General features: G+C 52.0%; 20 protein-coding genes. 11 read left to right on the forward strand and 9 right to left on the reverse strand.

Translation table 11 applies throughout. The annotated features are described in order from the left end of the window. Window positions 1-63 precede the first annotated feature (63 nt). Both NY07_RS15875 and NY07_RS15880 read right to left on the reverse strand, forming a co-directional pair. Window positions 64-1,440, reverse strand: a complete 1,377-nt coding sequence (locus tag NY07_RS15875) for an ATP-binding cassette domain-containing protein (protein WP_033540341.1) — start codon at window positions 1,438-1,440, stop codon at window positions 64-66. A 10-nt stretch (window positions 1,441-1,450) separates the two neighbouring features. After that, entirely contained in the window at window positions 1,451-3,508 is a 2,058-nt protein-coding gene (locus NY07_RS15880; RefSeq protein WP_033540342.1) for a TonB-dependent receptor, read from the reverse strand. Window positions 3,509-3,894: 386 nt separating this feature from the next. Here NY07_RS15880 and NY07_RS15885 point away from each other — a divergent pair, with 386 nt between their 5' ends. Further along, window positions 3,895-5,253, forward strand: a complete 1,359-nt coding sequence (locus NY07_RS15885; protein ID WP_033540343.1) for an isochorismate synthase — start codon at window positions 3,895-3,897, stop codon at window positions 5,251-5,253. Here NY07_RS15885 and NY07_RS15890 read toward each other — a convergent pair whose 3' ends face one another. Continuing rightward, entirely contained in the window at window positions 5,254-6,009 is a 756-nt protein-coding gene (locus NY07_RS15890) for a substrate-binding periplasmic protein (protein WP_033540344.1), read from the reverse strand. Between the two features lie 241 nt (window positions 6,010-6,250). Here NY07_RS15890 and NY07_RS15895 point away from each other — a divergent pair, with 241 nt between their 5' ends. Both NY07_RS15895 and NY07_RS15900 read left to right on the forward strand, forming a co-directional pair. Beyond that, window positions 6,251-6,919, forward strand: coding sequence for a 7-cyano-7-deazaguanine/7-aminomethyl-7-deazaguanine transporter (locus tag NY07_RS15895; RefSeq protein ID WP_033540345.1), 669 nt, complete (start codon window positions 6,251-6,253; stop codon window positions 6,917-6,919). An 80-nt stretch (window positions 6,920-6,999) separates the two neighbouring features. After that, window positions 7,000-7,461 carry a GNAT family N-acetyltransferase gene (locus NY07_RS15900; RefSeq protein ID WP_033540346.1) on the forward strand — a complete coding sequence of 154 codons (462 nt, stop codon included), beginning with the start codon at window positions 7,000-7,002 and terminating at the stop codon, window positions 7,459-7,461. A gap of 197 nt (window positions 7,462-7,658) precedes the next feature. Here NY07_RS15900 and NY07_RS15905 read toward each other — a convergent pair whose 3' ends face one another. Then, window positions 7,659-9,800: a sensor histidine kinase gene (locus NY07_RS15905; RefSeq protein ID WP_033540347.1), complete on the reverse strand. Its 2,142-nt coding sequence runs from the start codon at window positions 9,798-9,800 to the stop codon at window positions 7,659-7,661. Between the two features lie 2 nt (window positions 9,801-9,802). After that, window positions 9,803-11,233, reverse strand: a complete 1,431-nt coding sequence (locus NY07_RS15910) for a sigma-54-dependent transcriptional regulator (protein ID WP_052125827.1) — start codon at window positions 11,231-11,233, stop codon at window positions 9,803-9,805. 232 nt (window positions 11,234-11,465) lie between these two features. Here NY07_RS15910 and NY07_RS15915 point away from each other — a divergent pair, with 232 nt between their 5' ends. From NY07_RS15915 to mutM, 8 genes are all read left to right on the forward strand, one after another. Next, on the forward strand, window positions 11,466-12,278 hold the full coding sequence (locus NY07_RS15915; protein WP_033540349.1) for a substrate-binding domain-containing protein: 813 nt from the start codon (window positions 11,466-11,468) through the stop codon (window positions 12,276-12,278). Further along, the gene (locus NY07_RS15920; protein WP_033540350.1) at window positions 12,275-12,982 is read left to right on the forward strand and encodes an ABC transporter permease; all 708 of its coding nucleotides are present in this window, start codon (window positions 12,275-12,277) and stop codon (window positions 12,980-12,982) included. The genes NY07_RS15915 and NY07_RS15920 overlap by 4 nt, the downstream gene beginning before the upstream one ends. Then, window positions 12,979-13,701 carry an ABC transporter ATP-binding protein gene (locus tag NY07_RS15925; protein ID WP_235363950.1) on the forward strand — a complete coding sequence of 241 codons (723 nt, stop codon included), beginning with the start codon at window positions 12,979-12,981 and terminating at the stop codon, window positions 13,699-13,701. Before NY07_RS15920 ends, NY07_RS15925 begins: the two co-directional genes overlap by 4 nt. After that, window positions 13,685-14,275 carry a molybdenum cofactor guanylyltransferase MobA gene (gene mobA, locus NY07_RS15930; protein ID WP_033540352.1) on the forward strand — a complete coding sequence of 197 codons (591 nt, stop codon included), beginning with the start codon at window positions 13,685-13,687 and terminating at the stop codon, window positions 14,273-14,275. The genes NY07_RS15925 and mobA overlap by 17 nt, the downstream gene beginning before the upstream one ends. Window positions 14,276-14,288: 13 nt before the next feature. Then, complete coding sequence (locus NY07_RS15935; protein WP_033540353.1) at window positions 14,289-16,088, forward strand: bifunctional molybdopterin-guanine dinucleotide biosynthesis adaptor protein MobB/molybdopterin molybdotransferase MoeA; 1,800 nt, start codon at window positions 14,289-14,291, stop codon at window positions 16,086-16,088. 61 nt (window positions 16,089-16,149) lie between these two features. Further along, window positions 16,150-17,136 (forward strand): GTP 3',8-cyclase MoaA, encoded by a 987-nt coding sequence (moaA, locus tag NY07_RS15940; RefSeq protein WP_033540354.1) that lies wholly within the window; start codon window positions 16,150-16,152, stop codon window positions 17,134-17,136. Window positions 17,137-17,199: 63 nt separating this feature from the next. After that, window positions 17,200-17,652 carry a hypothetical protein gene (locus tag NY07_RS15945; protein WP_033540355.1) on the forward strand — a complete coding sequence of 151 codons (453 nt, stop codon included), beginning with the start codon at window positions 17,200-17,202 and terminating at the stop codon, window positions 17,650-17,652. 23 nt (window positions 17,653-17,675) lie between these two features. Next, window positions 17,676-18,491 (forward strand): bifunctional DNA-formamidopyrimidine glycosylase/DNA-(apurinic or apyrimidinic site) lyase, encoded by an 816-nt coding sequence (mutM, locus tag NY07_RS15950; protein WP_033540356.1) that lies wholly within the window; start codon window positions 17,676-17,678, stop codon window positions 18,489-18,491. Between the two features lie 79 nt (window positions 18,492-18,570). Here the strand turns inward: mutM and NY07_RS15955 are convergent, their stop codons facing one another. The 4 genes from NY07_RS15955 to NY07_RS15970 all read right to left on the reverse strand — a co-directional run bounded on the left by NY07_RS15955 (window position 18,571) and on the right by NY07_RS15970 (window position 22,418). Next, window positions 18,571-20,076: a capsule assembly Wzi family protein gene (locus tag NY07_RS15955; RefSeq protein ID WP_033540357.1), complete on the reverse strand. Its 1,506-nt coding sequence runs from the start codon at window positions 20,074-20,076 to the stop codon at window positions 18,571-18,573. 10 nt (window positions 20,077-20,086) lie between these two features. Continuing rightward, a complete protein-coding gene (gene coaD, locus NY07_RS15960; protein ID WP_033540358.1) occupies window positions 20,087-20,563 on the reverse strand; it encodes a pantetheine-phosphate adenylyltransferase in 477 nt (158 codons plus the stop codon). A gap of 395 nt (window positions 20,564-20,958) precedes the next feature. Continuing rightward, entirely contained in the window at window positions 20,959-21,351 is a 393-nt protein-coding gene (locus NY07_RS15965; protein ID WP_033540359.1) for an adenylyltransferase/cytidyltransferase family protein, read from the reverse strand. Further along, complete coding sequence (locus tag NY07_RS15970) at window positions 21,348-22,418, reverse strand: CDP-glycerol glycerophosphotransferase family protein (protein WP_181404196.1); 1,071 nt, start codon at window positions 22,416-22,418, stop codon at window positions 21,348-21,350. Before NY07_RS15970 ends, NY07_RS15965 begins: the two co-directional genes overlap by 4 nt. Window positions 22,419-22,504 lie beyond the last annotated feature (86 nt).

A 22,504-nucleotide genomic window follows, 5' to 3' on the forward strand; every position in this document is an offset into this window, starting at 1 on the left:
TTGATGACAAAATATCGCTCACCAGCACCATGAGCGCTTTTCAGGGCTCGTGCCCCTGACCGCCTAGCCCACACTGGAGAAGGCCGGTATCGCACCGGCGCCCCGGTTTCCCAAGCTCTGCAGATGCCCTTCAGCCACCTGCCAGACGCGATCGACAGGCAAGGCGTCTATCGGCCTGTGGCTGGCCACCACCACAGCGGTTCCCTCATGACTAAGCTTGAGGATCAGGTCCACTATCTTGGCGCTAAAATAGGCATCTAACCCTGCAAAGGGATCATCGAGCAACAAGAGTTTCGGCCTGAGGCAGGCAAGAGAGGCCAAGGCAATCAAATGCTGCTGACCGTAAGAAAGCGTATGCGGTGAATGACCCGCCAAGGTAGTTAACCCGAGCTGGCCAAGCATCTCGATGGCCCGCGCCAAAGGCAGGCCATAACGCTTGAGGCTAAACTGCATCTCTTGCAGCACGCTGTTTTCAAATAGCTGCCGACTCGGCCGCTGATGCAGCAAGGCCAGATCAGCCCCATAGCGTCCCAGCTTAGGTCGCACGCCCAATACCTTGATCCCAATAGGGGCGATATCGGCCTGAATACCCGCCAGACACTTCAGCAGGGTGCTCTTCCCACAGCCATTGTCGCCTACTAGGGCTGCGACCTCGCCGGGGAACAAACAGAGTCCCTTTGCATTGAACAGTTGCTGACCACCATGAAAAGCCAAGCTAAAACCTTGGCTGTCGATAACCGGCGCACCGAGGAATGGCCCAGTCGTCTGACGCCAACAGAGTGATTCACCTTGAAACGTTTGCTGCAACAGGGCCAGCGGCTGCAGCTGCCTCTTAGTCAGATGCCACCTATGGGTCACCAACTCGGCAAAGACGCCTCTGTTATGCTCAACGATCAGCAGGGCCAGCCCTTCACGCTGCAACTGCACCAGCACCTGTGATAATTCTCGCACACCTTGGTCGTCCAACTGGGCCCAGGGTTCATCCAGCAGCAAGATATCAGGCTTAAGCACCAACTGAGCCGCGATCATGAGTCGGTATCTTTGCCCCAGTGAGAGACTGGCGATGGGAGTATTCAGGCTAATATAAAGGCCAACGCGTCTGAGGGCAGAACGCACCTGCAACAGCATCTCGTCACTGGCCACGCCTAAGTTTTCCAGCGCAAAGGCCACCTCTGCGCCCAAGGTCTGACGTAGCAGTTGCACGTTGGGGTCTTGCATCACGACGCCCAGGGTCACGCCTTGGCCGATAAGGCGCTCTCCCTCCCAGGGGCGATCTAAGATCCCCAGCAGTAAGCGCAGCAAGGTTGACTTACCACACCCGGTTGCGCCGTGAACAAGATGACACTCTCCGCGCTGCAAGATCAGATTAAGATCCTCAAACAGCGGCGCCGCCGCTGAGTGAAAACGAAAATCAACCTGACTAAGTTGCATCAAGGCCATAGCAGATGTCCTACAGCTGCCAGTTCACACCAAGGAACACCTGACGACCCGCTTGAGGCAGCCCCTCGCTCTGATAATAGCGTTCATCGAGCAAGTTGGTGGCTCTGAGGTAAAGCGATAACGCATCCCCAGCAATAGGGTGACTCAGCTTGAGATCAACCAAGGTATAGTCATCCAGCGACTTCTCCATCAGCAGTCTCTTACCGGCGACCTTCTCTTGGGCCTGATAAACCTGGCCCATGATATGTTCGATGTTGAAATGGATACGGGTCGCAAAGCTAAACTCATAATCTGCCTGCAGCCTGAGCTGATGACGCGGACGGTACTCTAAGGTCTCCAAGCCTGGCTCCGCATCTCTGTCTTCGCTGTCTAAGAAGCTATAGCCGAAGCTGAGCGACAAGTTGTCGATGCTCTGATCACGCACCAGTAAATCGATCCCTTTGAACTGATAACGCCCCATGTTCTGATAGATGCCATCGACATCCTTGGCAATATAGTTATCGGCGTCGGTGTAGTAAGCCGCCAGACTAAGGTCCGTATTGTGCCCCAGCCCCTGTGCCAGGCTCAGCTCAAGATGTTTAGAGATCTCAGATTGTAGATCCTGATTACCCGATGACAACGAATAGAGGTTACGCATAGAGGGAAAACGCACCTTACGGGCCAGACCTAAATTGATGCGCGTCGCCTCAGCAGCCTGCCAGTAGGCCGAGGCCTGGGCCGAATAATCTGATTCATCCTCACGCACACGCTGCTGCTCGTGTAGGGCGCCGCCCAGACTGGCACCAAAATGAGCCTGTTGATACTGATATTCAGCCGCCAGGGTGTATAGCCAGGAGCTATCATCGAAGGCCTCGGCGCCGCCTGAGCCATTACCCGAACCTGAACCCGAGCCACTACCTGAACCGCTACCGCCACCAGTACCCGAGCCAGAACCCTTGCCTGAACCGCTATCAGCATTATTGTCATCCAGCTGTTTGCTGCTGGACTCCCAGCTCTGGTGCTCGGCGATCACGGCGCCGGTCAGCAGATGCCCCTTATCAAAATCGGCAATTAACTGAATATTGCCGCCACTCACCACAGAGCGACCATCAAGCGTCTGCTGCAAAGCCTCGAAGCTATCGTCCAGATAGCGTGTTTCCAGCACATCCGACTGATTCTGATAAACAAAGCCCCTCAAGGTCAGCAGTTCATTGAAGCTATGGGCCACGCCAAGCTGCAGAGTATGTTCGTCATAATCATCGACGCGCTCAAACTTCGCCTTGCGACTTGTGGTGCCATCTAGGGTAGGCTTGCCCCACTCACCGCTACGCAGGCTCACATTCGCCATCAGCTGAGTACTGTCCGACAGCCAATAACTGCCCTGAGCAAACAGGTTATTCACTGTCTTGTCGCTGTTGACCCGTGTATCCCCTTGTTGCAGTTCGGTATCCGGCTGGTCGTCAGACACAGGCCAGCCATCGCTCTGCTGACGGGAGAACGACACCAGCCCCTGCCAGCGATCACCAGATCCAGCAAGGGTGACGTCGCCATTAAAGGTATCATTTTCGCCGCCCTCGAGATGGCCAGAGAAACCAGGGATATCGGCGCCTTGCTTAGTGCGAATATTAATCACACCACCCGCACCGCCCGGACCATAAAGCACAGAGGTAGGGCCCATAGAGACAGTCACTGATGCAATTTGACTGGCAGGCACCACACTTGGATCGAATTGACCATCTTCGGCGCCGTTGGCGGGTACACCATTGATCAGGTAGATAACATGCCTGGATTTAAAGCCGCGTATATCCACCCTGGGCGTGCCTTGCCCACCGGTGCGTACATAAACACCCGGGGCATTTTTCAATATCTGGTCCAGACTCTGGGCGCCCGATGCTTGGATCTCTTCGGCGCTGATGCTCCAGGTACTGGTCGTCTGCTGTAACGGGGTCGGTTTTTCACCTTTAACCACTATGACTTCGGTAACATCTAATAGCGGCTCATGCTTGACCTGTTCGGCCATCGCCTGTGGACTGGCCGCAACGGCGGCCGCAATGAGTGAATATTTGAGAACTTCTTGTTTGTTTTTCATGCTTTTATCATTGTGTGATTTCCCTATGGCCGTCATTCTTCCGGCTTACAGGCCTAGCAACAAGCTAACGAAACCCAAAAACAAACCCAGATCGACAAATTTGAACAACTTCCGTAAAAATCTGATTGTGATACGGACATTTTGTCGCACAAGAAGCACTGGTTAGACAAAAATACACAGGAATTAAACGCTTACCCAAAATATCTTAACCTCTCATTTCTTGGGCAAGCTCACAGCTTAACTGCCTGTAACTTGACAGGTTACAGTCGGCACATTAGTTTGTGGTAAAGATTCTTATTACCAATTCAGATAAGTCTCAACTTAGAGAGTTTGAAGTCCTTACCCGCCCTCAAACCAGGATACTTTTTACAAGGTTGGAGTATTTTTTGAGCGTTTCCTCGCTGCCACAGGCCATACAATCCCTAGCCCAAAAACTCGAAAAACTCGACATACACCAGCATGGTGAGCCGATTATTCAGTTGTCGGTGACGGCCTGTGTGATGCCTATGATCGCTTGGCTTGCCAGCCAACCTTGCTACCCCAGAATTTACTGGCATGGCCGCGATACTCAAGAGGAAGTGGCCGCCCTGGGCTGCTGTAAGGATTTTATTTTCGAAGATGCGGTAGACGACAATCAACTGTCTCAGGCCTATCAGAACCAACGAGCCCTTTCGACCAATCAAGAGATACGTTACTACGGTGGCGTAGCCTTCGATCGGCATACCGAGTGTTGGCCCGAGTATGGCCGCGCCCACTTTATTCTGCCCAGAATAGAGCTCAGACGTAGCGGTGACGAATATAAACTGTTGGTGAATCTGAATGTGGAAAATCGTGGCATTGAAGAGGAGCGCGCCCAGGCATTAGATGCCCTAAAGCAGCTTGCCCCCCCCAGCCCACTGGCGCCACCCAATAAGATCCAACTCTTGAGTCGTAGCGACAGACCCAATAAGCGTCGCTGGCATGAGTTGGTTAATCAGGTTACCCAGGATAAGTTTATTCAAGACACCCCCAAGGTGGTCTTGTCTCGCCTGACTCAGCTCGAGATTAACGAGCGAGTCGACCCATGGATGCTGCTCGCCAGTTGGCAGGGCCGCAACCAAAACAGTTTTCAGTTTGGTTTTCAATTTAGCCCGGATAGTGCCTTTATCTCCTGCACGCCAGAGCGGCTCTACCGACGCCGCCAGCGAGAGGTTTTCACCGAAGCGCTAGCAGGCACCACCACACGCGGCCTTAATGAGGCTGAAGATGCCATGCTGGCTCAGCAGCTCTTAGATGACAGTAAAAATAGTCATGAAAACCAGCTGGTGCGCGAACATATCGTGGCCGCATTGACACCCCTAAGCAACTATGTGGGCGCCGACGAGCTGGCCAAGGTGTTCAAGTTAAGCCATATCCAACATCTGCACCGGGCGATACGCGCCGAGCTAAAACCTGGTGTGAACGACTTTCAGCTGTTACAAGCACTGCACCCGACGCCAGCCGTTGGTGGTCTGCCAAAGGCTTCGGCCATCAACTTTATCCGTCAGCGTGAAGGCTATACCCGTGGCTGGTATGCTGGCGCCTGCGGCTATTTCAACAAGTATGAGAGTGAATTTGCGGTCGCTATTCGCAGCGCCTTAATTGAACCGGGCCGTATTAACCTGTTTGCCGGAGCGGGGATAGTGTCAGGCTCAGAGGCCGATGCCGAGTGGAATGAGCTAGAGAACAAGCTCAAGACCATATTATCCATTTTGACCGAAGTCTGATTAATGGGTTTGTGGCACCCGTGAGCGGTGGGTAATATAGGCCTCAAACAGCCTGTCCAACTCACCGCTGGCGAGCAGACGCAACATAGCCTGATTGAAACTCCGCTTGAGCCGCTTACCCTTCTCGGTTTGAGGGAAAACAAAAAAGACCTCAGGGTTGAGGACGTTTTCTTTGATCACATACTGCTGAGGCCGTTTTAGTTTGCTGGCAAGTCCCTGCAGTGAGCGCTTATAGTCGAGTACGGCATCAATTTGCCCGGCATTGACATGGTTAAGCATCTGCAAGAGATCGCTGCCCTCCTCATAATACATAGGCACCTTGATAAAAGTATCGTAGCGATACTCCAGCATCGCCTTCACCTTCTTTCTTTTAAGACTATTGATATCTTGCCAGATAGCGGCGAGTTCCGGGGTCAGGGCAACGTCAACCTGATCCACCTCTACCGGTAGATCACTGTAGTATTCTGGATTGACTTCATCTATGTAAAAACCCAGTCCAACATCCACCTGTTGCAGTTTCACCATGTGAATCGCCCGAGAAAATGGCACATAATCTACCTGCAACTGCCATTGTGGCGTAGGAAAAACCTTTCGCATCAGTGCCAGATAATACCCATCACCATCTGGCGTGCTATAACCGGGCCAATTGCCAGTAACCACTTTGATCACCTCAGCCTGGCTGGGCTCGGCGTGAGCACTTGGCGTCAGTAGCCAGCAGGCGCACACACAGGCCAAGATGAAACGCCACACGCTCATGGACACTCCTAGAAATCATGGTAATAATCAATCAAGTGTAGACCCTTTACACCCACCCAGAGCGACCAAGGCAGAGAAATCGGCGCAAAAACCTTGCTCAATCAGGCTTAATGACTATAATTTGCCGCCCTGTCTCCAAGCCGAACATTTGGCGCCAGGCAATTAACAAAGGCATTAATGCCATAAGATTCACTTTAGCGGGTTCCCTCACCCCGCGTTAACTCACTAAAAAGGCCACAAGATGTTAATGTTATCCCAAGCGCAGATTCAGCGTGCGCTCTTGCTGCTTGTCAGCTTTCATATCGCCATCATTACTGCGAGTAACTATCTGGTTCAACTCCCCTTTCAGTTGTTTGGTTTCCATACGACCTGGGGCGCCTTTAGCTTTCCCTTCGTCTATCTGGCAACGGATCTCACCGTGAGGATCTTCGGTCAGCAGGCGGCACGAAAAATCATTTTAAGGGCTATGGTACCGGCGCTGTTTATCTCCTACCTGATCGGTGTGCTCTTTCATCAGGGCAGCTTTCAGGGCAGCGAATCGCTGATGCAGTTCAACAGCTTTGTGTTTCGTATCGCTTTTGCCAGTTTCGCCGCCTATCTGGTGGGCCAATTAATGGACATTACCGTTTTTGCAAGGCTCAGACAGGCCAAGGCTTGGTGGGTAGCTCCTGCCGCCTCAACCGTGATGGGTAACCTCATCGATACTCTGGTCTTTTTCAGCGTGGCTTTCTATGCCTCAAGCGATGTCTTTATGGCCGAGCATTGGGTGGAAATCGCCAGCGTCGACTATGGTTTCAAGCTAATTGTCAGTCTGGGTTTGTTCCTGCCCGCCTACGGTGTGCTGCTGAAGGTGTTACAAGAGCGGATTTTGCGAGAAAACCCGCTTAAATCGCACAACAAACTGGCCTGACCAGTTGATTTGTACTATCATCGCGGCACTCAATTTTTCACCAATGCTGCGATGGTAGCGAGCAAGTTTGGAGAGCCTAGATGTACACCACAAGTATCGAACACCATACCCAATTGAGCGATGAGCTCATCGACACAGTGATTGGTCTTAGCCAACAGGTACCTGAGTTCGATGCACGTCATCAGGCAGAGGAATATCGTGCCAGACTCAACGGCAAGACTTTCTTGGTTCAGTTGATCCGCATTCAGGGTGAGTTGGCCGGATATAAGATTGGCTATGGCGAAAGCAACGGTGAGTTTTATAGCTGGTTAGGCGCCATTGTGCCCGAGTTCAGACAGCTGGGACTCGCCAAAGAACTGATGAAAGATCAGGAGCGTTGGGCCAAAACGCAGGGTTTCAATACCTTGGCGGTTAAGACCTATAACCGCTTCGCCAATATGCTACAACTGTTGGTCCAGCAAGGTTACAAAATTACCGGCCTGGAAAATACCAGTCAGCATATCGATGATAACAAATTGGTTTTAAACAAATTATTGAATTAGAGCAGGTTGTTTCCAATCTTTACATAGGAAAAGCTTGCAAACCTAAATGATAATTATTACTATTTAGGTGCGTTCCAAAGCTCAGTCTGTATTAAGCACTTCATCTCTGCTTTCTATGATGAGTTCGCAAGCACAACATTGCTCACACACTCTTTGTGGCCGGAATATGACTATTCCGGCTCTTTTTTTGCCAGCCTTTAAGCCTCGCGTGCCTTCTTATCTATTCCACTCGAGAAATGCAGGCCTTCATAGGGCGGGTTAAATTGATCATCTATCGCCTTGTGATACAAGCCTATGGTAAACAGAGTGCCCTTACCCACGGTCGAACTCACCTCTATGGTGCCACCAATCCGTTTGATAATGCCGTAGCTTAAAGACAGCCCCAAACCCGTGCCGTCTTTACGTGTGGTATAGAAAGGATCGAAAATGCGCCCCAGCTGCTCCTCGGGGATCCCTTTACCTTCATCTTCCACCTCTATTTTCACCCCAATGGGCTCACCACCTTGCACCCAGTCATAGGTACGGATCCAGATACGTCCCTGCCCATCCATGGCATGGGCAGCGTTGACCACCAGATTAATCAATACCTGCAATAACTGCGGCCGATTGACCTCGATAGGATAGCTGGCATTGAGATCTTGGATCAGCACAACCTCCTGCTTTCGGATTGAGTGGCGCACTAGAATCGCCATCTCCTCGACAATAGGTGTCAGCTGATGCATCTCCAGCGGCGCATTAAACTCGCCGGGACGACTGTATTGCAACAGGCTACGAATAATGGTGCTGATACGCCCTACCTGCTCGATAACGATATCTATCTCTTCCTCGACATCCTCAGCCTTATCCCCTAACTCAAACTTGAGCAGCTCCATGTTCCCCAAGATCACCGCAGTCGGGTTGTTGATCTCATGGGCGATACCCGCCGTCAGTTCACCCAGTGCAGTCAGTTTCTCGTTGGTCACAAGCTGTTGCCGGGTCTCGTTCAGCAGGGCAACGTTGAGCTGTAGCTCCTCCGTTTTCTCCTGCAGGCTGCGGGTACGCTCCTCAACCTTAACTTCCAGCTGCTCCGCCGCCGCCTGAATCTGCGAGTTACGGCGCTGCAAGAGATCCAGCATGCGGTCGAACTGCTCGGCCAAATTGGCCAGCTCGTTGTCGCGCTCAAGTCCCAGTGAGCCGATACGCAGGTTACGACCCGATTGTACCGCCTTCACCACATGGTGAATACGCTCTATGGGTTGCAGCAAGCTGTAGGCGCCGCGATAGACCAACAAGCCAGAGACCAACAGCACCAGCATAAGAATGGTGCCCAGTTCTATGATGTTCAGCAGATAGTTGTGAATAAAGGGCGACTCAGAAAAACCTGTATAGATCATGCCAATACGTTCACCGCGAATATCTCTAAGTGGCGCATAAGCCGAGATAAACCAGTCGTTATAGACGAAGGCGCGATCGACCCAGAGCTGCCCCTGAACCAGTACCTTTTGTCTAACTTCCTCCGACACCAAACTGCCTAAGGCGCGGCCACGTTTCTCACTATCTTGGGGAAAGAAATTCAACGGCACATTGGTACTGATGCGGGTATTGTCGAGGAAGATGGTTACAGTACCAATGGAACGCTCCGGCAGGGTGCCCTTGTCATACACGAGATCACGAATATGGTCGACAATGCGAATATCTCGATTTAATAAGATCCCGCCATCTAGGTACCAACCGACGCTACCGTCGGCGCCGAAAATGGGCAGTAGGCTACGGCTCAACATGCCGCGTTTCTCCACATCCTTACTGGGCTTTTGCGATCTGGGCGTATCCACTAAGGTGATCACCGCTTCCTGATCTAAACCTGGTGCCAATCGGGCAAGGCGTTGTGGCTGGAGCACCATGAGGCCGGAATATGGCTGGTTATCTTTGAGTTTAGGTAGCATGACCCTGAGATCTGGGTCCTGAGCCGCTTCGGACACACTGATAAGACGCAGAAAATCCAGATCCAGTTCAACCTGCTTCTGTTTAAGCAACGCCGCGAGTTTGGCCCTAGCCGCTTTGCTGTCTGTATCTATACTGCGAAAATCGTTTTGAAACTCCCAGGACGCCCGCACCAGTTCCAGCTGATTTTCCTGCTTATCCTGCACTGAGATAAGCGTATTGCTGGCCACAGTCAGATCAGCCTTCACCTTCATAAACAGCTGCTTACCTGTGTAGCTGATGTTCCAGTAGATGGTAATAAATACCAGGCTGACCAAGGTCAATAGAATAGGAAGCAGAGTCAGTATCAAGATACGATAACGCACCTTAGCCTGCAGCTGTTGCCAGTTAACACCAAATATACGCGAGAAAAAAGACACGGTTATTCTTCCTCGTGATGGTTGAGATCAAACCATTCTTTATATTTGCGATCCAGCGTCTTGCGAGAGACCCCCAGATCACGCGCGGCGGCAGACTTGTTGCCTTGGTGCAGATCCACCACTGAGGTCACATGGTGTTTTTCCACCTCTTTGAGGGACCAATCGAGGGGATAACCCAACTCGCCAGCCACCTCGGCCTTGGGCTGCTGTTTCCAATATTCTGCCGGGGGTTTACCCAACAAGATACAGCGCTCAATCATGTTGCGCAGTTCGCGAATATTACCCGGCCACTCATGCTGTTTCAGCTTGAGCATATCTTCATGGCTCCACACTACCTCTTTGACGCCAAGCTCTGCGGCGAGCAGGCGGGTAAAGTGATGGGTCAGCTCCACCACATCTTCGGGGCGTTCACGCAGTGGTGGGATCACTATATCCAACACATTGAGTCGATAGAAGAGATCCCGACGGAAGTTGCCCTCCTCGACTTCGTCCGCCAGCTTGCGGTTGGTGGCCGCCAGCACCCGGACATCAATATTGATCTCTTTCTCGCTGCCGACCGGGCGTATAGTGCGCTGTTCGAGCACCCTGAGCAGGGCCGTCTGCATCTTCAGCGGCATCTCGCCAATTTCATCGAGGAAGATAGTACCGCCAGAGGCAAAACTAAACAGACCCTCCCGGTTACCCTTGGCGCCGGTAAAGGAACCCGCCGCATGGCCGAAAAGTTCGCTCTCCAGCAATTCGGGGGCGATAGCACCACAGTTAACCGGCACGAAAGGCCCTTGGCGACCACTTAACAGGTGTAACTGCCTGGCCACCAGCTCCTTGCCTGTGCCCGATTCGCCTTCAATCAGGATCACCGCATTAGTGGGTGCCACCCGTTCAATCACATGCTTGACCTCCATCATGGCATCACTGCTACCAATAATGGTGGAAGACTGGCCAATGGAGACTTCGCGGCGAAGCATCAGGTTTTCACGTTTCAGCAGACGGCGTTCGATACAGCGATCGACCGCCTTCATCATCTGCTCAAGGTGGAATGGTTTCATGATAAAGTCAGAAGCGCCGGCACGCAGTGCCTTAATCGCCACGTCCATATCGGCATAGCCTGTCATAAAGATGATGTCAGAGCGCCGTTCCTGATCGCTGAGGGCCTCATCCCATTCGATACCCGAACGACCTGGCAGGCGAATATCCACAATCAGCAGATCGAAGTGACAACGACTCCTGAGCTGCTCTGCATCTTCGACACTTCCCGCCGTTTCCACCAAGGCAAACTTCTTCGATAGCGCCTTCTTAAGAAAACTACGCATGCCGGGCTCATCGTCAACGATCAGCACAGATACAGCGGAAGGTAGGGGCTTCATCTCTTTATTAGCTTGGCTCATATTGTCTTCTTTAGGACATTTTGACTCACATTGAACAGATTCTAGCATCAAACATCAGCCAATTGGTCACCCTGAACCAGTAGAATCACGCCCTGGGACATAATGTCTGCCGATAATTTATTGAGCTTGCGATCTGCTTCACACTTTAGTAGCAACTTGTGAGCTTTTTTTACCAAGTGCCAAGCTGGCACCCTTCTTGCTGAATGGAGGGGCGTGAATAACTCATAACGAGCGTGGTTTCGGCAAGGCCGCGTGTTCTAGCACATGCCAAGGAGTAAAAATGTTAAAGCTAAAATCCATATTGAGCCTAGCGGTTGTCGCTAGCGCCTTAGTCCTGATCCCAGCCCATGGTGAAGAGGTGATTAAACTCGCCACGACCACCAGCACTGAAAACTCAGGGCTGCTGAAACACCTGTTGCCTAAGTTTGAACAAGAGTCAGGCTATAAGGTTCAGGTCATTGCCACAGGTACCGGCAAGGCGCTCAAACTCGCTCGTCAAGGCGATGTGGACGTGGTTATGACCCACGCACCCGCTGCAGAAGCCAAATTCGTTAACGAAGGCTATGGCATGATGCCACGTGGCATCATGGAAAACGATTTTGTGATCTTGGGCCCGAAAAATGACCCAGCTAAGATCCGTGGCAGTAAGACAGCCGAAGAGGCCTTTGCTAAAATAGCCGATTCTGGCGTAGGCTTCATCTCTCGCGGTGACAACTCTGGTACCAATATGAAAGAGTTGATCATCTGGAAAGGTGCCAAGGTAGAACCTAACTTTAAAGGCTATCGTTCAGTAGGCCAGGGCATGGGTAAAACCTTGCTGATGGCGAACGAGCTGCAGGCCTATACCCTCTCAGATCGTGGTACCTTTGTCGCTTACAAAGCCAAAATGGATCTGGCGGTCGACTATGATGGCGGTAAGGCATTGGCCAACCCCTATCAAATCATGCTAATCAACCCAGAAAAATACCCAGACCTTAACCACAAAGGTGCTAAGGCCCTGAGTGACTGGCTGATTAGCAATGAAGCACAAGGCATGATTAACAGCTACACCGTACAAGGTGAGCAACTATTTAAGGCAACATATAGCGAATGAGTGAAGGCTGGTTAGCCCTATTGCAGCAGGCGTTGAGCCTGCTGTTTTCATTAGACCCCGATGTTTGGTCTATTGTCAGCGTCTCTTTTACCGTGTCTTTTGCGGCGCTGGCAATCACCCTAATTCCATCGCTGGTACTGGGATTTGTACTGGCGTTTGCGCGTTTTCCAGGGCGCTGGTTTGCCACGAACCTGATACAGACCATCCAATCTATCCCCACCGTAGTGATCGGACTATTGGTCTATCTGATGTTGACCCGCATGGGTCCGCTGGGAGACCTAAAGTGGCTATTTACTCAGAAAGGCATGATACTGGGTCAGATGATGATCTGTGCACCCGTATTAATCGCCATGAGTCAGGCTGCCTTTACCAGTGTCGACAAACGCGCCTGGGAAACCTCTCGAACCTTAGGCGCCTCTTGGGTACGTTCTGTCTGGCTGGTTTGCCGGGAACTTAAGGTGCCACTGTTGATGGCGATAGTCGCTGCGTTTAGCCGTATTCTGACCGAAGTGGGTTGCTCTATGATGGTGGGCGGAAACATCGCCGATGTGACCCGTAATATTCCTACCGCTATCGCCCTGGAAACCAGCAAAGGCGACTTCGCCCAAGCGATCGCCCTGGGACTCGTGCTGCTTATTCTGTCACTGGTGCTCAATTTCACCTTAGGCACCCTCAGAGGCCGAGCCGAACCGAGGAGCTTATAGTCATGGTCAAGATCATTGCCAATAACATAGAGATGCGCTTCGGCAACCGCTTATTGTATCGCTTCGAACGCCTCAGCCTTTCCCAGCACCAAACGATACACCTGCAGGGTGACAACGGCAGCGGCAAGACCACACTGATGAAGATGCTGGCAGGGCTGCAGGCCCCCAGTCATGGAAAGATTTACACCGAGGGCTTTACCCCCACTCCTTGGTGGCGCCGTAACCCGCTGCTCGGAAAAGCCGTTTACCTGCATCAGCATCCTTATCTATTTGATGGAACTGTGGCTTACAACCTCAACTATGTACAGCCCCTGTGCGACCTGACAAAGCAGGAGATCACCTCGCGAACGCAAACCGCAATCGACATGGCGCAACTCGGTGACTTGCTCAACCAGAGAGCCGCTAGCCTTTCGGGTGGTGAGCGCCAACGTTTGGCCATCGCCCGCGCCTGGATCATGCGCCCACAACTGCTGATGTTAGATGAGCCCACCTCCAACATGGATAAACTGTCTCAGCAACTGGTACTGACCATGATTAGTCACCTGAAACAGCAGGGCACAGGTATGCTGATCAGCAGTCACCAAACTTGTTCTCTGACCAGCCTTTGTGAGCAAACCTGGCAAATCCAGGCACAATCTATTCAGGTAAGCCCCTCGACACTCGATGAGCTTACCATCATCCCATCACAGCAGGAGCTGAGATATGTCACCGCAAATTGATGCCGTGATCCTTGCCGGCGGAATGGCCAGACGCATGGGCGGCAACGATAAAGGACTGGTCGAGTTAAACGATCGGCCTATGATTCAACATGCTATCGACAGGATAAAACCGCAAGTTAAGCAGATCCTGATCAACGCAAATCGCAACCAAAGCCGTTATGCTGAGTTTGGCTATCCGGTATTAAGCGATGAAGACTCGGGTTATCTGGGGCCATTAGCTGGCATGATCACCGCCCTCGGACAAACCCAGGCCGACTATCTGATGGTAGTGCCTTGTGATTGTCCCTTGCTACCGACCGACCTGGTTCAGCGCATGCTAAGTGCGATTCAGGCCGAAGGGGCCGAGATGGCCGTGGCCAGCGATGGTAAGCGGGAACAACCTGTGGTGTTACTGATAAAACCTGCACTACGAGAGTCGATGAAAGCCTTCTTAGACGCCGGCGAGCGTAAGATCGATTTCTGGTATGCCAAACACCATTGCGTTGTGTGTGACTTTTCCGATCAGCCTAATGCCTTCGTGAACGTCAACACGCCAGAACAAAAACAACAATTATCTGAGGCAATTGCCCACTAAAACAGAGGTGTACATGAGCGTACCGTTTAACAATCCACTGCCGATCCCTGTCCTTGGATTTTGCGCCTACAGCGGCACAGGCAAAACGACACTACTGAAAAAACTGATCCCCGAACTCAATCGTCGTGGTCTACGTTTAGCCGTTATCAAACATGCTCATCACAACTTTGATGTGGATATACCGGGTAAAGACAGCTTTGAAATGCGCAAGGCGGGGGCTCGCCAGATGCTGGTCGCTTCCCATGTGCGTTGGGCCTTAATGACAGAAGATTTGGTAGAAGACGCGCCCAAATTACCCCACCTGCTGGCACAAATTGAAGCCGACAAGGTCGATATCGTTCTGGTTGAGGGCTTCAAAAAACTGGCGCTGCCCAAGATAGAGCTACACCGCGCCGTCCATGGCAAGCCTTTTATCCATACCCATGACGACAACATACAGGCCATCGCCTGCTGTGATGACACCCAGCTTCCTACAGACCTCAGACGCTTGGATATCAACAACGTGGGCCAAATTGCCGACTTCGTCATCGAATATGCCAACAACTGGCAACCTTGCAAGCCAACACTCCCCCTAGCCCCCGAATGCGGCTGTGAATTGGATACCAGCAAGACGCTGTCGGTCAGACAAGGGATAGATAAGATCCTCTCCTATGTCACGCCTGTCTCGACCACAGAAGAGGTGGCTATCGACGACAGCACAGACAGGGTATTGGCAGAAGATGCCATCTCCCCTGTCGATGTCCCCCAACACACCAATTCGGCGATGGATGGTTTTGCATTTGCCTACTCAGAGCCTATGTTAGACAGCTACCAACTGGTGGGTGATGTGATGGCCGGTCATAGCTATCAAGGTACGCTTAAGCCTGGTGAAGCGGTACGTATCATGACGGGCGCCCCCATGCCTGACGGCGCCGATACCGTGCAGATGAAAGAGATGGCCGAAGACGGCGGCAACAGCGTGAGCTTCCAAGGCAATATCAGCCTGGGGCAACACGTACGCCAGGCCGGTGAAGATATTGCCAAGGACCATACGGCCCTTGCAGCAGGTCACAGACTCAAGGCCGCCCATCAGGGCATGTTAGCCTCCTTGGGCTTTGGCCAGCTCCCCGTCTATCGCCGTCCTAAGGTCGCGGTCTTCTCGACCGGTGACGAGGTATGCCAACCGGGTGAGCCTTTGAAGCCCAACTGTATCTACGACTCTAATCGCTTCACCATCAAATCCATGGTGAAACAGCTAGGTTGCGAGGTGATCGATCTTGGCATCATAGAAGATAACCAAGATGCCCTGGTCACGGCGCTACAAGGTGCGGCGCAGCAGGCCGATGTGGTGATAAGCTCCGGCGGTGTCTCTGTCGGTGATGCCGACTTTATCAAGCTGGCATTGGCACAGGTAGGTCAGATCAACTTCTGGCGCATCAACATGCGTCCGGGCCGACCATTAGCCTTCGGTCAGATTGGCGACAGCCTCTTCTTCGGCCTACCAGGTAACCCTGTTGCCGTGATGGTTTCCTTCATGCAGTTTGTTCAACCGGCCCTGCGTAAATTAGCAGGTGAGCTGGAGTGGGCGCCAACATTAGTGCCGGCTGTGGCCGACTGCACGCTGCGTAGTCGCACTGGCCGCACCGAGTTTACCCGCGGCGTCTACCACCTTGGCAGCGACGGTCGCCTGCATGTCACCAGCACAGGCGCCCAGGGCTCGGGCATGTTGAGCTCAATGGTTAAAGGCAATTGCCTTATCGTGATCGCCGAGAAAGATGAGCAGCTCAACCCAGGCGATACCGTTTACATTCAACCCTTTGCCGATCTTTTATAGTGGACAATAGCATTAGCCAGGCGGACGAGCCCATCTTGTCCGCCGCAGTAGGTGATTCTGTATGAGTTTGATAGTCGATACCTTTGGCCGCACGGTGGAATATCTCCGCCTCTCGGTAACCGACAGATGCGATTTTCGCTGTGTCTACTGTATGAGTGAAGATCCCTGTTTTCTCGACAGAGAGCAGGTGCTTAGCCTGGAAGAACTGGCCTGGATAGGTCAGGCCTTTACCGAACTCGGTGTAAAGAAGATCCGCCTCACAGGTGGTGAACCTTTAGTGCGTACCGACTGCGATCAACTGGTGAAACTGCTGGGACAACTGCCCGGCCTGAAAGAGTTGTCCATGACCACCAATGGTTCGCGCCTGAGCAAATTTGCCGGCAAGATGCGTGAGGCGGGACTGAGTCGACTTAACATCAGCTTGGATACCCTGAAACCTGAACTCTTTACCCAATTGACCCGCAACGGCAACCTGGAGCGGGTGATACAGGGGATCGATGCCGCCAAGGCCGCAGGCTTTAACCGCATCAAGATCAACGCCGTGATTCTGCGTGGTCAGAATGATGATGAGGTACTGGATCTGATCGAGTTTTGTCGTGAGCGGGAACTGGATATCGCCTTTATCGAAGAGATGCCCTTAGGCATTATCGACGAGCGCAAGAAGAGCCGTCACTGCAGTAGCGAAGAGGTCAAGGCGATCATCAGCCAGCGCTACCCGCTGAGTGTGTCCGATAAGCGCACCGGCGGCCCAGCGCGCTACTACACCATGCCCGGCAGTTCGATACATGTAGGCTTCATTTCCCCCCACAGCAACAACTTCTGTCACGAGTGCAACCGGGTACGGGTCACGGTTGAGGGTCGTTTACTCCTCTGTCTGGGCAATGAAAACTCGGTAGATCTCAAGGCAATCGTTAGAGAATACCCCGGCGATATCGAGCGTCTAAAACAGACGATTCTTGATGCAATAAAGCTCAAGCCTAAGGAACACCATTTTGGCCCTGAAGGTGATACCCAAATCCTCCGCTTCATGAATGCCACCGGCGGCTGATGCTCTGGGCCATTTTCGATGATAGACTCTAAAGCATCTTATACTTATTGATTCTGACTCGAGATGGCCCTGACCCGAAGAAAATGGAATAACATCATCATCTTCGCCTCCGTCGCTATGGTGGGCATACTGACCTTTTTAGATGGTCAACGCCAGACGATACCGGACGATGCCCAGCCGCTCTTCGATAAACAGGCTCCTCTGTTTCAGCTGCAATATGACGATCTCTGGCTGGCCCAGCAAGGCTTTGGCTGGCAGTGCGACCCTAAGATAATCAACTGTCGCCAGTGGGCCGAGGCCTGGAGTGGCATTTTAGTCTCCCCTATCGCCAAACCGGCAGACTTAGCCACACCCGCCCATGAGCTGGTGATCCAGATCCGTGACATAGAGACGCCACAACTCTGGCTTATCTACCCAGAGGCAGGCCTGCTCAGTTCACCGGCGGGTAACTGGTATCAGATCCCACCTAGCCTACGCCCACAGCTAGAGCCGATCCTCAAACTCGATAATCCCTAAGCAAGCTAAACGAAGAGATTAATATGCCCGAACTCCCCGAAGTCGAAGTAACCCGTCAAGGGATCTCTCCCCACCTGCTCGATCAAGAGGTCACAGGGTTAACCGTGCGCAACGCATCCTTACGCTGGCCAGTCCCAGAGATAGCCCAGCAGATAGTCGGGCAGACCATCAGAGGCATACGCCGCCGCGCCAAATACCTACTGCTGGATACCGATGCCGGCACCACCATAGTCCATTTGGGCATGTCGGGCAGCCTGCGCATATTGCCCAAGTCGACGCCGGTGGAGAAGCATGACCATATCGATCTCGAGCTTGCCAGCGGTAAGGTGCTCAGGTTTAACGACCCCAGACGTTTCGGCGCCTGGCTATGGTGCGAGCTACCGGAAGCCGCTCACCCCTTGTTGGCTAAACTGGGACCAGAGCCCCTGCAGTCTGGCTTCAATGTCGACTACCTGGCTAAGGCATTGGACGGCAAGAAGAAGGCGATAAAACTCTGCCTGATGGACAATCATATCGTGGTGGGTGTTGGGAATATCTATGCCAACGAAGCCCTGTTTGCCGCCGGTATTCACCCGCAAACCGAGGCAGGCAGAATCGATATGGAGCGGCTCACTGTGCTGGTCGCCGAGGTAAAACAGATCTTGGCCCAGGCGATTAAACAGGGGGGCACCACACTCAAAGACTTTACTAACGCAGAGGGTAAGCCCGGTTATTTCGCCCAGAAGCTGCATGTCTATGGCCGGGGCGGCGAAACCTGCACCCAGTGTGGCAACCTGCTCAGCGAGATCAAACTCGGCCAGCGCGCCACCGTATTCTGTGGTCTCTGCCAGCCTAGGTAGCGTTATTTTGACCCGCTAGGTCAATAGGCAATAAAAAAAGGCTGACACTCTGTCAGCCTTTTTGTTATCTCAAACAGGTTTAGAAACGATACTCATAACTACCGAATAGGGTGGCATTAGTATCAGTTTCGTCGGCCTCAAATTCTGACTGAGAAACAGTGCCACCCAGGCTCATCATCCCCTTCCAGATCGGCAAGCGATAGCTTAATTCCAACATCAGGAGATCTTCCTTACGCGGCTGAGGTGCCCACTCGCCACCACGGTTCTTGCCATCTTTATTTAGCTGAGCGAAACGCAGCAGAGAGGTAAAGCCATGACTGTTGGCAAACTGGCCGATAAGCCCTAAGACATAAACATTGGCATCACTGTCATAGGTACTGCCGAATGAGCGACCATAATAGCGCGAACCACTCTGGTAAGTACTGTGCTCATAGAAACAGTTAAAGGCGTTCTGATTTTCACCACAGGCCACCATGGTATCTGAATACTCAAAGAACAGCTTATACTGCTGCGAATCGAACTCGAAACGTGTGTCGGCGCCGAACAGCTTGGCACAATCGGCAAGATCCCACGGCATAGGGCCGCTAGAATCTTCACAGGTGCGCTCTAAATAGATCCCCACAGGCACATCGAACCAGGTATCGGCATAGCGAATATCAAAGCCTGCCATCTGGTTGCCTATCTTGGACTGCAGTGCAGGATCACAGCTCGGCTCGCCATTCACACAGGTGGTATTACCGGCAATCGCATCTAACAGAGTAGATAGCCCGCACTCCTCGCCCTCACCGCAAAACATAGTGGTCCAGGAAAGCCCCAGCTCTAACTGGCGCAGCGGCCTGATGGTGCCGCGAAAGTTCCACAGTAATGGATTGGCGACGGCACGCTCCTCTTCGAGATAACTGATCCCTGTCGTCAGAGTCCAAGGGCCAATCCAGGAGAGCCAAGGGGTTTCAAACGCCGCGGCGTTATTACGGCTAAACATTAAACTAGGCAAAGGGCGGGCATTATTGGAACGATGAAGCGCGGTATCAAACCCTGGCCCCCACCATTGCTCAATCGCACCGGCGGTTACCATCCAGTTGCCCAAGGCAACCGCAAAATAGGAATCATCCAGACGCACCTCTTTCTCATCGAAAGGATCATAGTGCGCCGAGGCGGCCAGCTTAAAGGCAAACCTATCCCCTAAATATTCATAGGAGGCCTGCAGATCTGCTTTCTCTCGATAATCAGAGCCATAGTGTTGAAAACGAGCGGGATCGCTGCCGCCTGCAAGCTTAATACGGGCATTACCACGATTCTCGACGGCATTGCGGTAATAGAAATTCACCCTGGCAAAGGCAGTGGCAAGACCCGGCGAAAGCACAGAGGGCTCTACCTTACTCAGATCGCTACCAATACCCGACCACATCAAGGGATAGGTGTTAACAGGAACCGTGATCACCCCCGCATCGGCGAGCGCCTGAATATCGGCTCTAAGATAGATATCGGAAACATCGACCCAAGGGGCCGAATTGGCTAAGGAGGAGAGCAACAGGCCTAAGGCCGCAACGCCTCCAACAACATAAGCGCGAACTTTTTCCATCATAACGGGCAAATTAATCCTTTTTTTGCAGCGCTTTGGCTACTTCTTCATGCACAAACTGACTGACATCACCACCATGTAATGCCACCTCTTTCACCAGGGTCGAAGAGATAAACGAATTCTCTTCGGCCGGAGTTAAAAACACGCTCTCCAGATCGGCGCTCAGGCGCCTGTTCATATTGGCAAGCTGAAACTCATACTCAAAATCAGATACTGCCCGCAGGCCACGCACTAACACGCTGGCATTTTGCTTCTTGGCAAAATCCACCAGCAGCCCACTAAATCCCACAACTTCAACGTTGTCCAGATGCTCAGTCACCCTTTTGACCAGTTTAACCCTTTCGTCCAGGCTAAATTTGGGCTGTTTAGAAGGATTAGCCGCTATGCCGATCACCACCTGCTTAAACAATTTAGCCGCGCGCTCGATAAGGTCGGTATGACCGTTAGTGACGGGGTCAAATGTTCCTGGATAAATCGCTTTGGTGTGCATCTTTCAAAAACCTAATCTGAGGGTCTAATGGCGCATAGTTTAACGAGTTTCCCCCAGGTATTGAACCACTGACGTCGAATTGTTTATTGGTGAAAAAATCGCGAAAGGCGACATTCTGTATCAAGGGTGTACAAATGCCACGAGGGAATGTTTAGTAAGCAGTCACCGATGCCAAGACAGGCAGGATAAACCGTCATTCAATACACAGCAGCATTAAGCCTCCCAAAAGATAAATACCTATGATTAAACGCGGTATGGGAGGCTTCTAACCTTAGGCTAAGTATGCGGGAAAACAGCGGGTTAACCTTTGCGGCGGCCCATAAGCCAATGCCAAGATAAGACGGAAGTATCACTGTGTGATCAAAAAGCCCCAGATAATCTAATAGAGGCTTTTATTATTTAATTTCCTTAACTACCTCAATCAGTTGAGTAGTTGAAATGGCCGGGGTTCGCGGTAAATAGACCACTTGGCACAATGATTTGAGATGATCAAACTTCCCTTGCCAGTCATCGCCCATCACCAGGCAATCAGCCTTATGCGCCTTGATATAATCAGCCTTTAACTCGAGTGACTCCTCCAAAAACACCTCATCAACACAGGCAAGTGCCTTAACGATGCGCATTCTGTCACGCTCGTTACAGATGGGATATCGCTGCTTCTTGGAGAAGTTCAGCGCGTCCGACGAAACCCCCACCGTTAGGTGATCACCAAGCTCTCTGGCGCGCTCGATAATGTTGAGATGCCCGATATGAAACATATCGAAAGTCCCGAAAGTAATAATTCTCATGAAGCCTCTTCGGATAAAAGATAGTCGACTATTCGCTGGCTACAGTGGCCATCAACCTGACCGGCTAACTCTAAGGTATATTGAGCTCGCTTTGCCGCATATGATTCGGGCTCAGCGATCTGTTGATCCACTACCGCCTTGAGCTCCTTGTAGGACGCCGCGTGTGCCGCCACACCAGCGTAGCGATAAAGATCTTCATCCATGCGATTTTTAAAACGAAAACTTAAGATGCCACGATAACTCCAGCGCAGATGATAGAAATCGCACCAGACTACAGGCTTATCCAGGGCCGCAAACTCAAATAGGGCCGATGAGGCATCACTGATCAAGAGATCCGCACTGGCCATGAAAGGCAATAAATTCGCTTGCTCCACCGGCGCCAGATACGCATTATCAAAGGTACCCCAGTGTTCCAGCAGACGTTTCTGCTTCTTATAGCTGGGCTTGCTCAACGAAAAATAATGTGGCTTAAGTAATATGTTGTATTCGCTAAAGGCACTAGGCCAGTCCTTAGCCATCTTCTCTATGCTGCTGGGATAAAAAGTGGGCGCATAGAGCAGCGTCGGCTTGGCAGGATCGAGCCCAAGCGCCGCAAGGTCTAGTCCCTTCTCACAGCCCTGCACGATAGGATCTAACTTAGCGTAGCCTGTATCGATAAAGTTTTTTTGGGGATAGAGCTGCAGCAGACGCTTGAGGCGATATTCACCCTCGACAAAGCGCACATCCATATCTGATTCGGACACTGTGTAATAGCAGGCTTTAGGCCCGATACCATGTTGCATCAGCGCCGTTTTGCAACAGCCCTTTAGCTTAGTGGCGGCATCAAAACTGTTGCCGAAGATCACCCAGCTCGGTTTCTCCGTCAGGTAGTAGGCCAATGCCTCTTCCTCAGAGTTAACCCACTCGACTTCTAACTCATGCTGCGCTACCAGCGCATCGAGGGCTGCCTGCTGATCTTGGCTGCGATAAATAACGAATCGCACCGCTTCACCCCGAGCCTTCAGCTCCTGCATAACGGGCAAATACTGCGGCAAGTAGTATGGATGCAGAACATCAAAACAGATCACTATCAATCTTCTCGCTGGTTATCGAAACCTAAGGTTTAGCTTGATTGTGCAGCGGCACCCCGCCACCAAACACTTATCAAGCAGAC

The sequence above is a fragment of the Shewanella sp. ECSMB14101 genome (assembly GCF_000773485.1).
Taxonomy (GTDB): domain Bacteria; phylum Pseudomonadota; class Gammaproteobacteria; order Enterobacterales; family Shewanellaceae; genus Shewanella; species Shewanella marisflavi.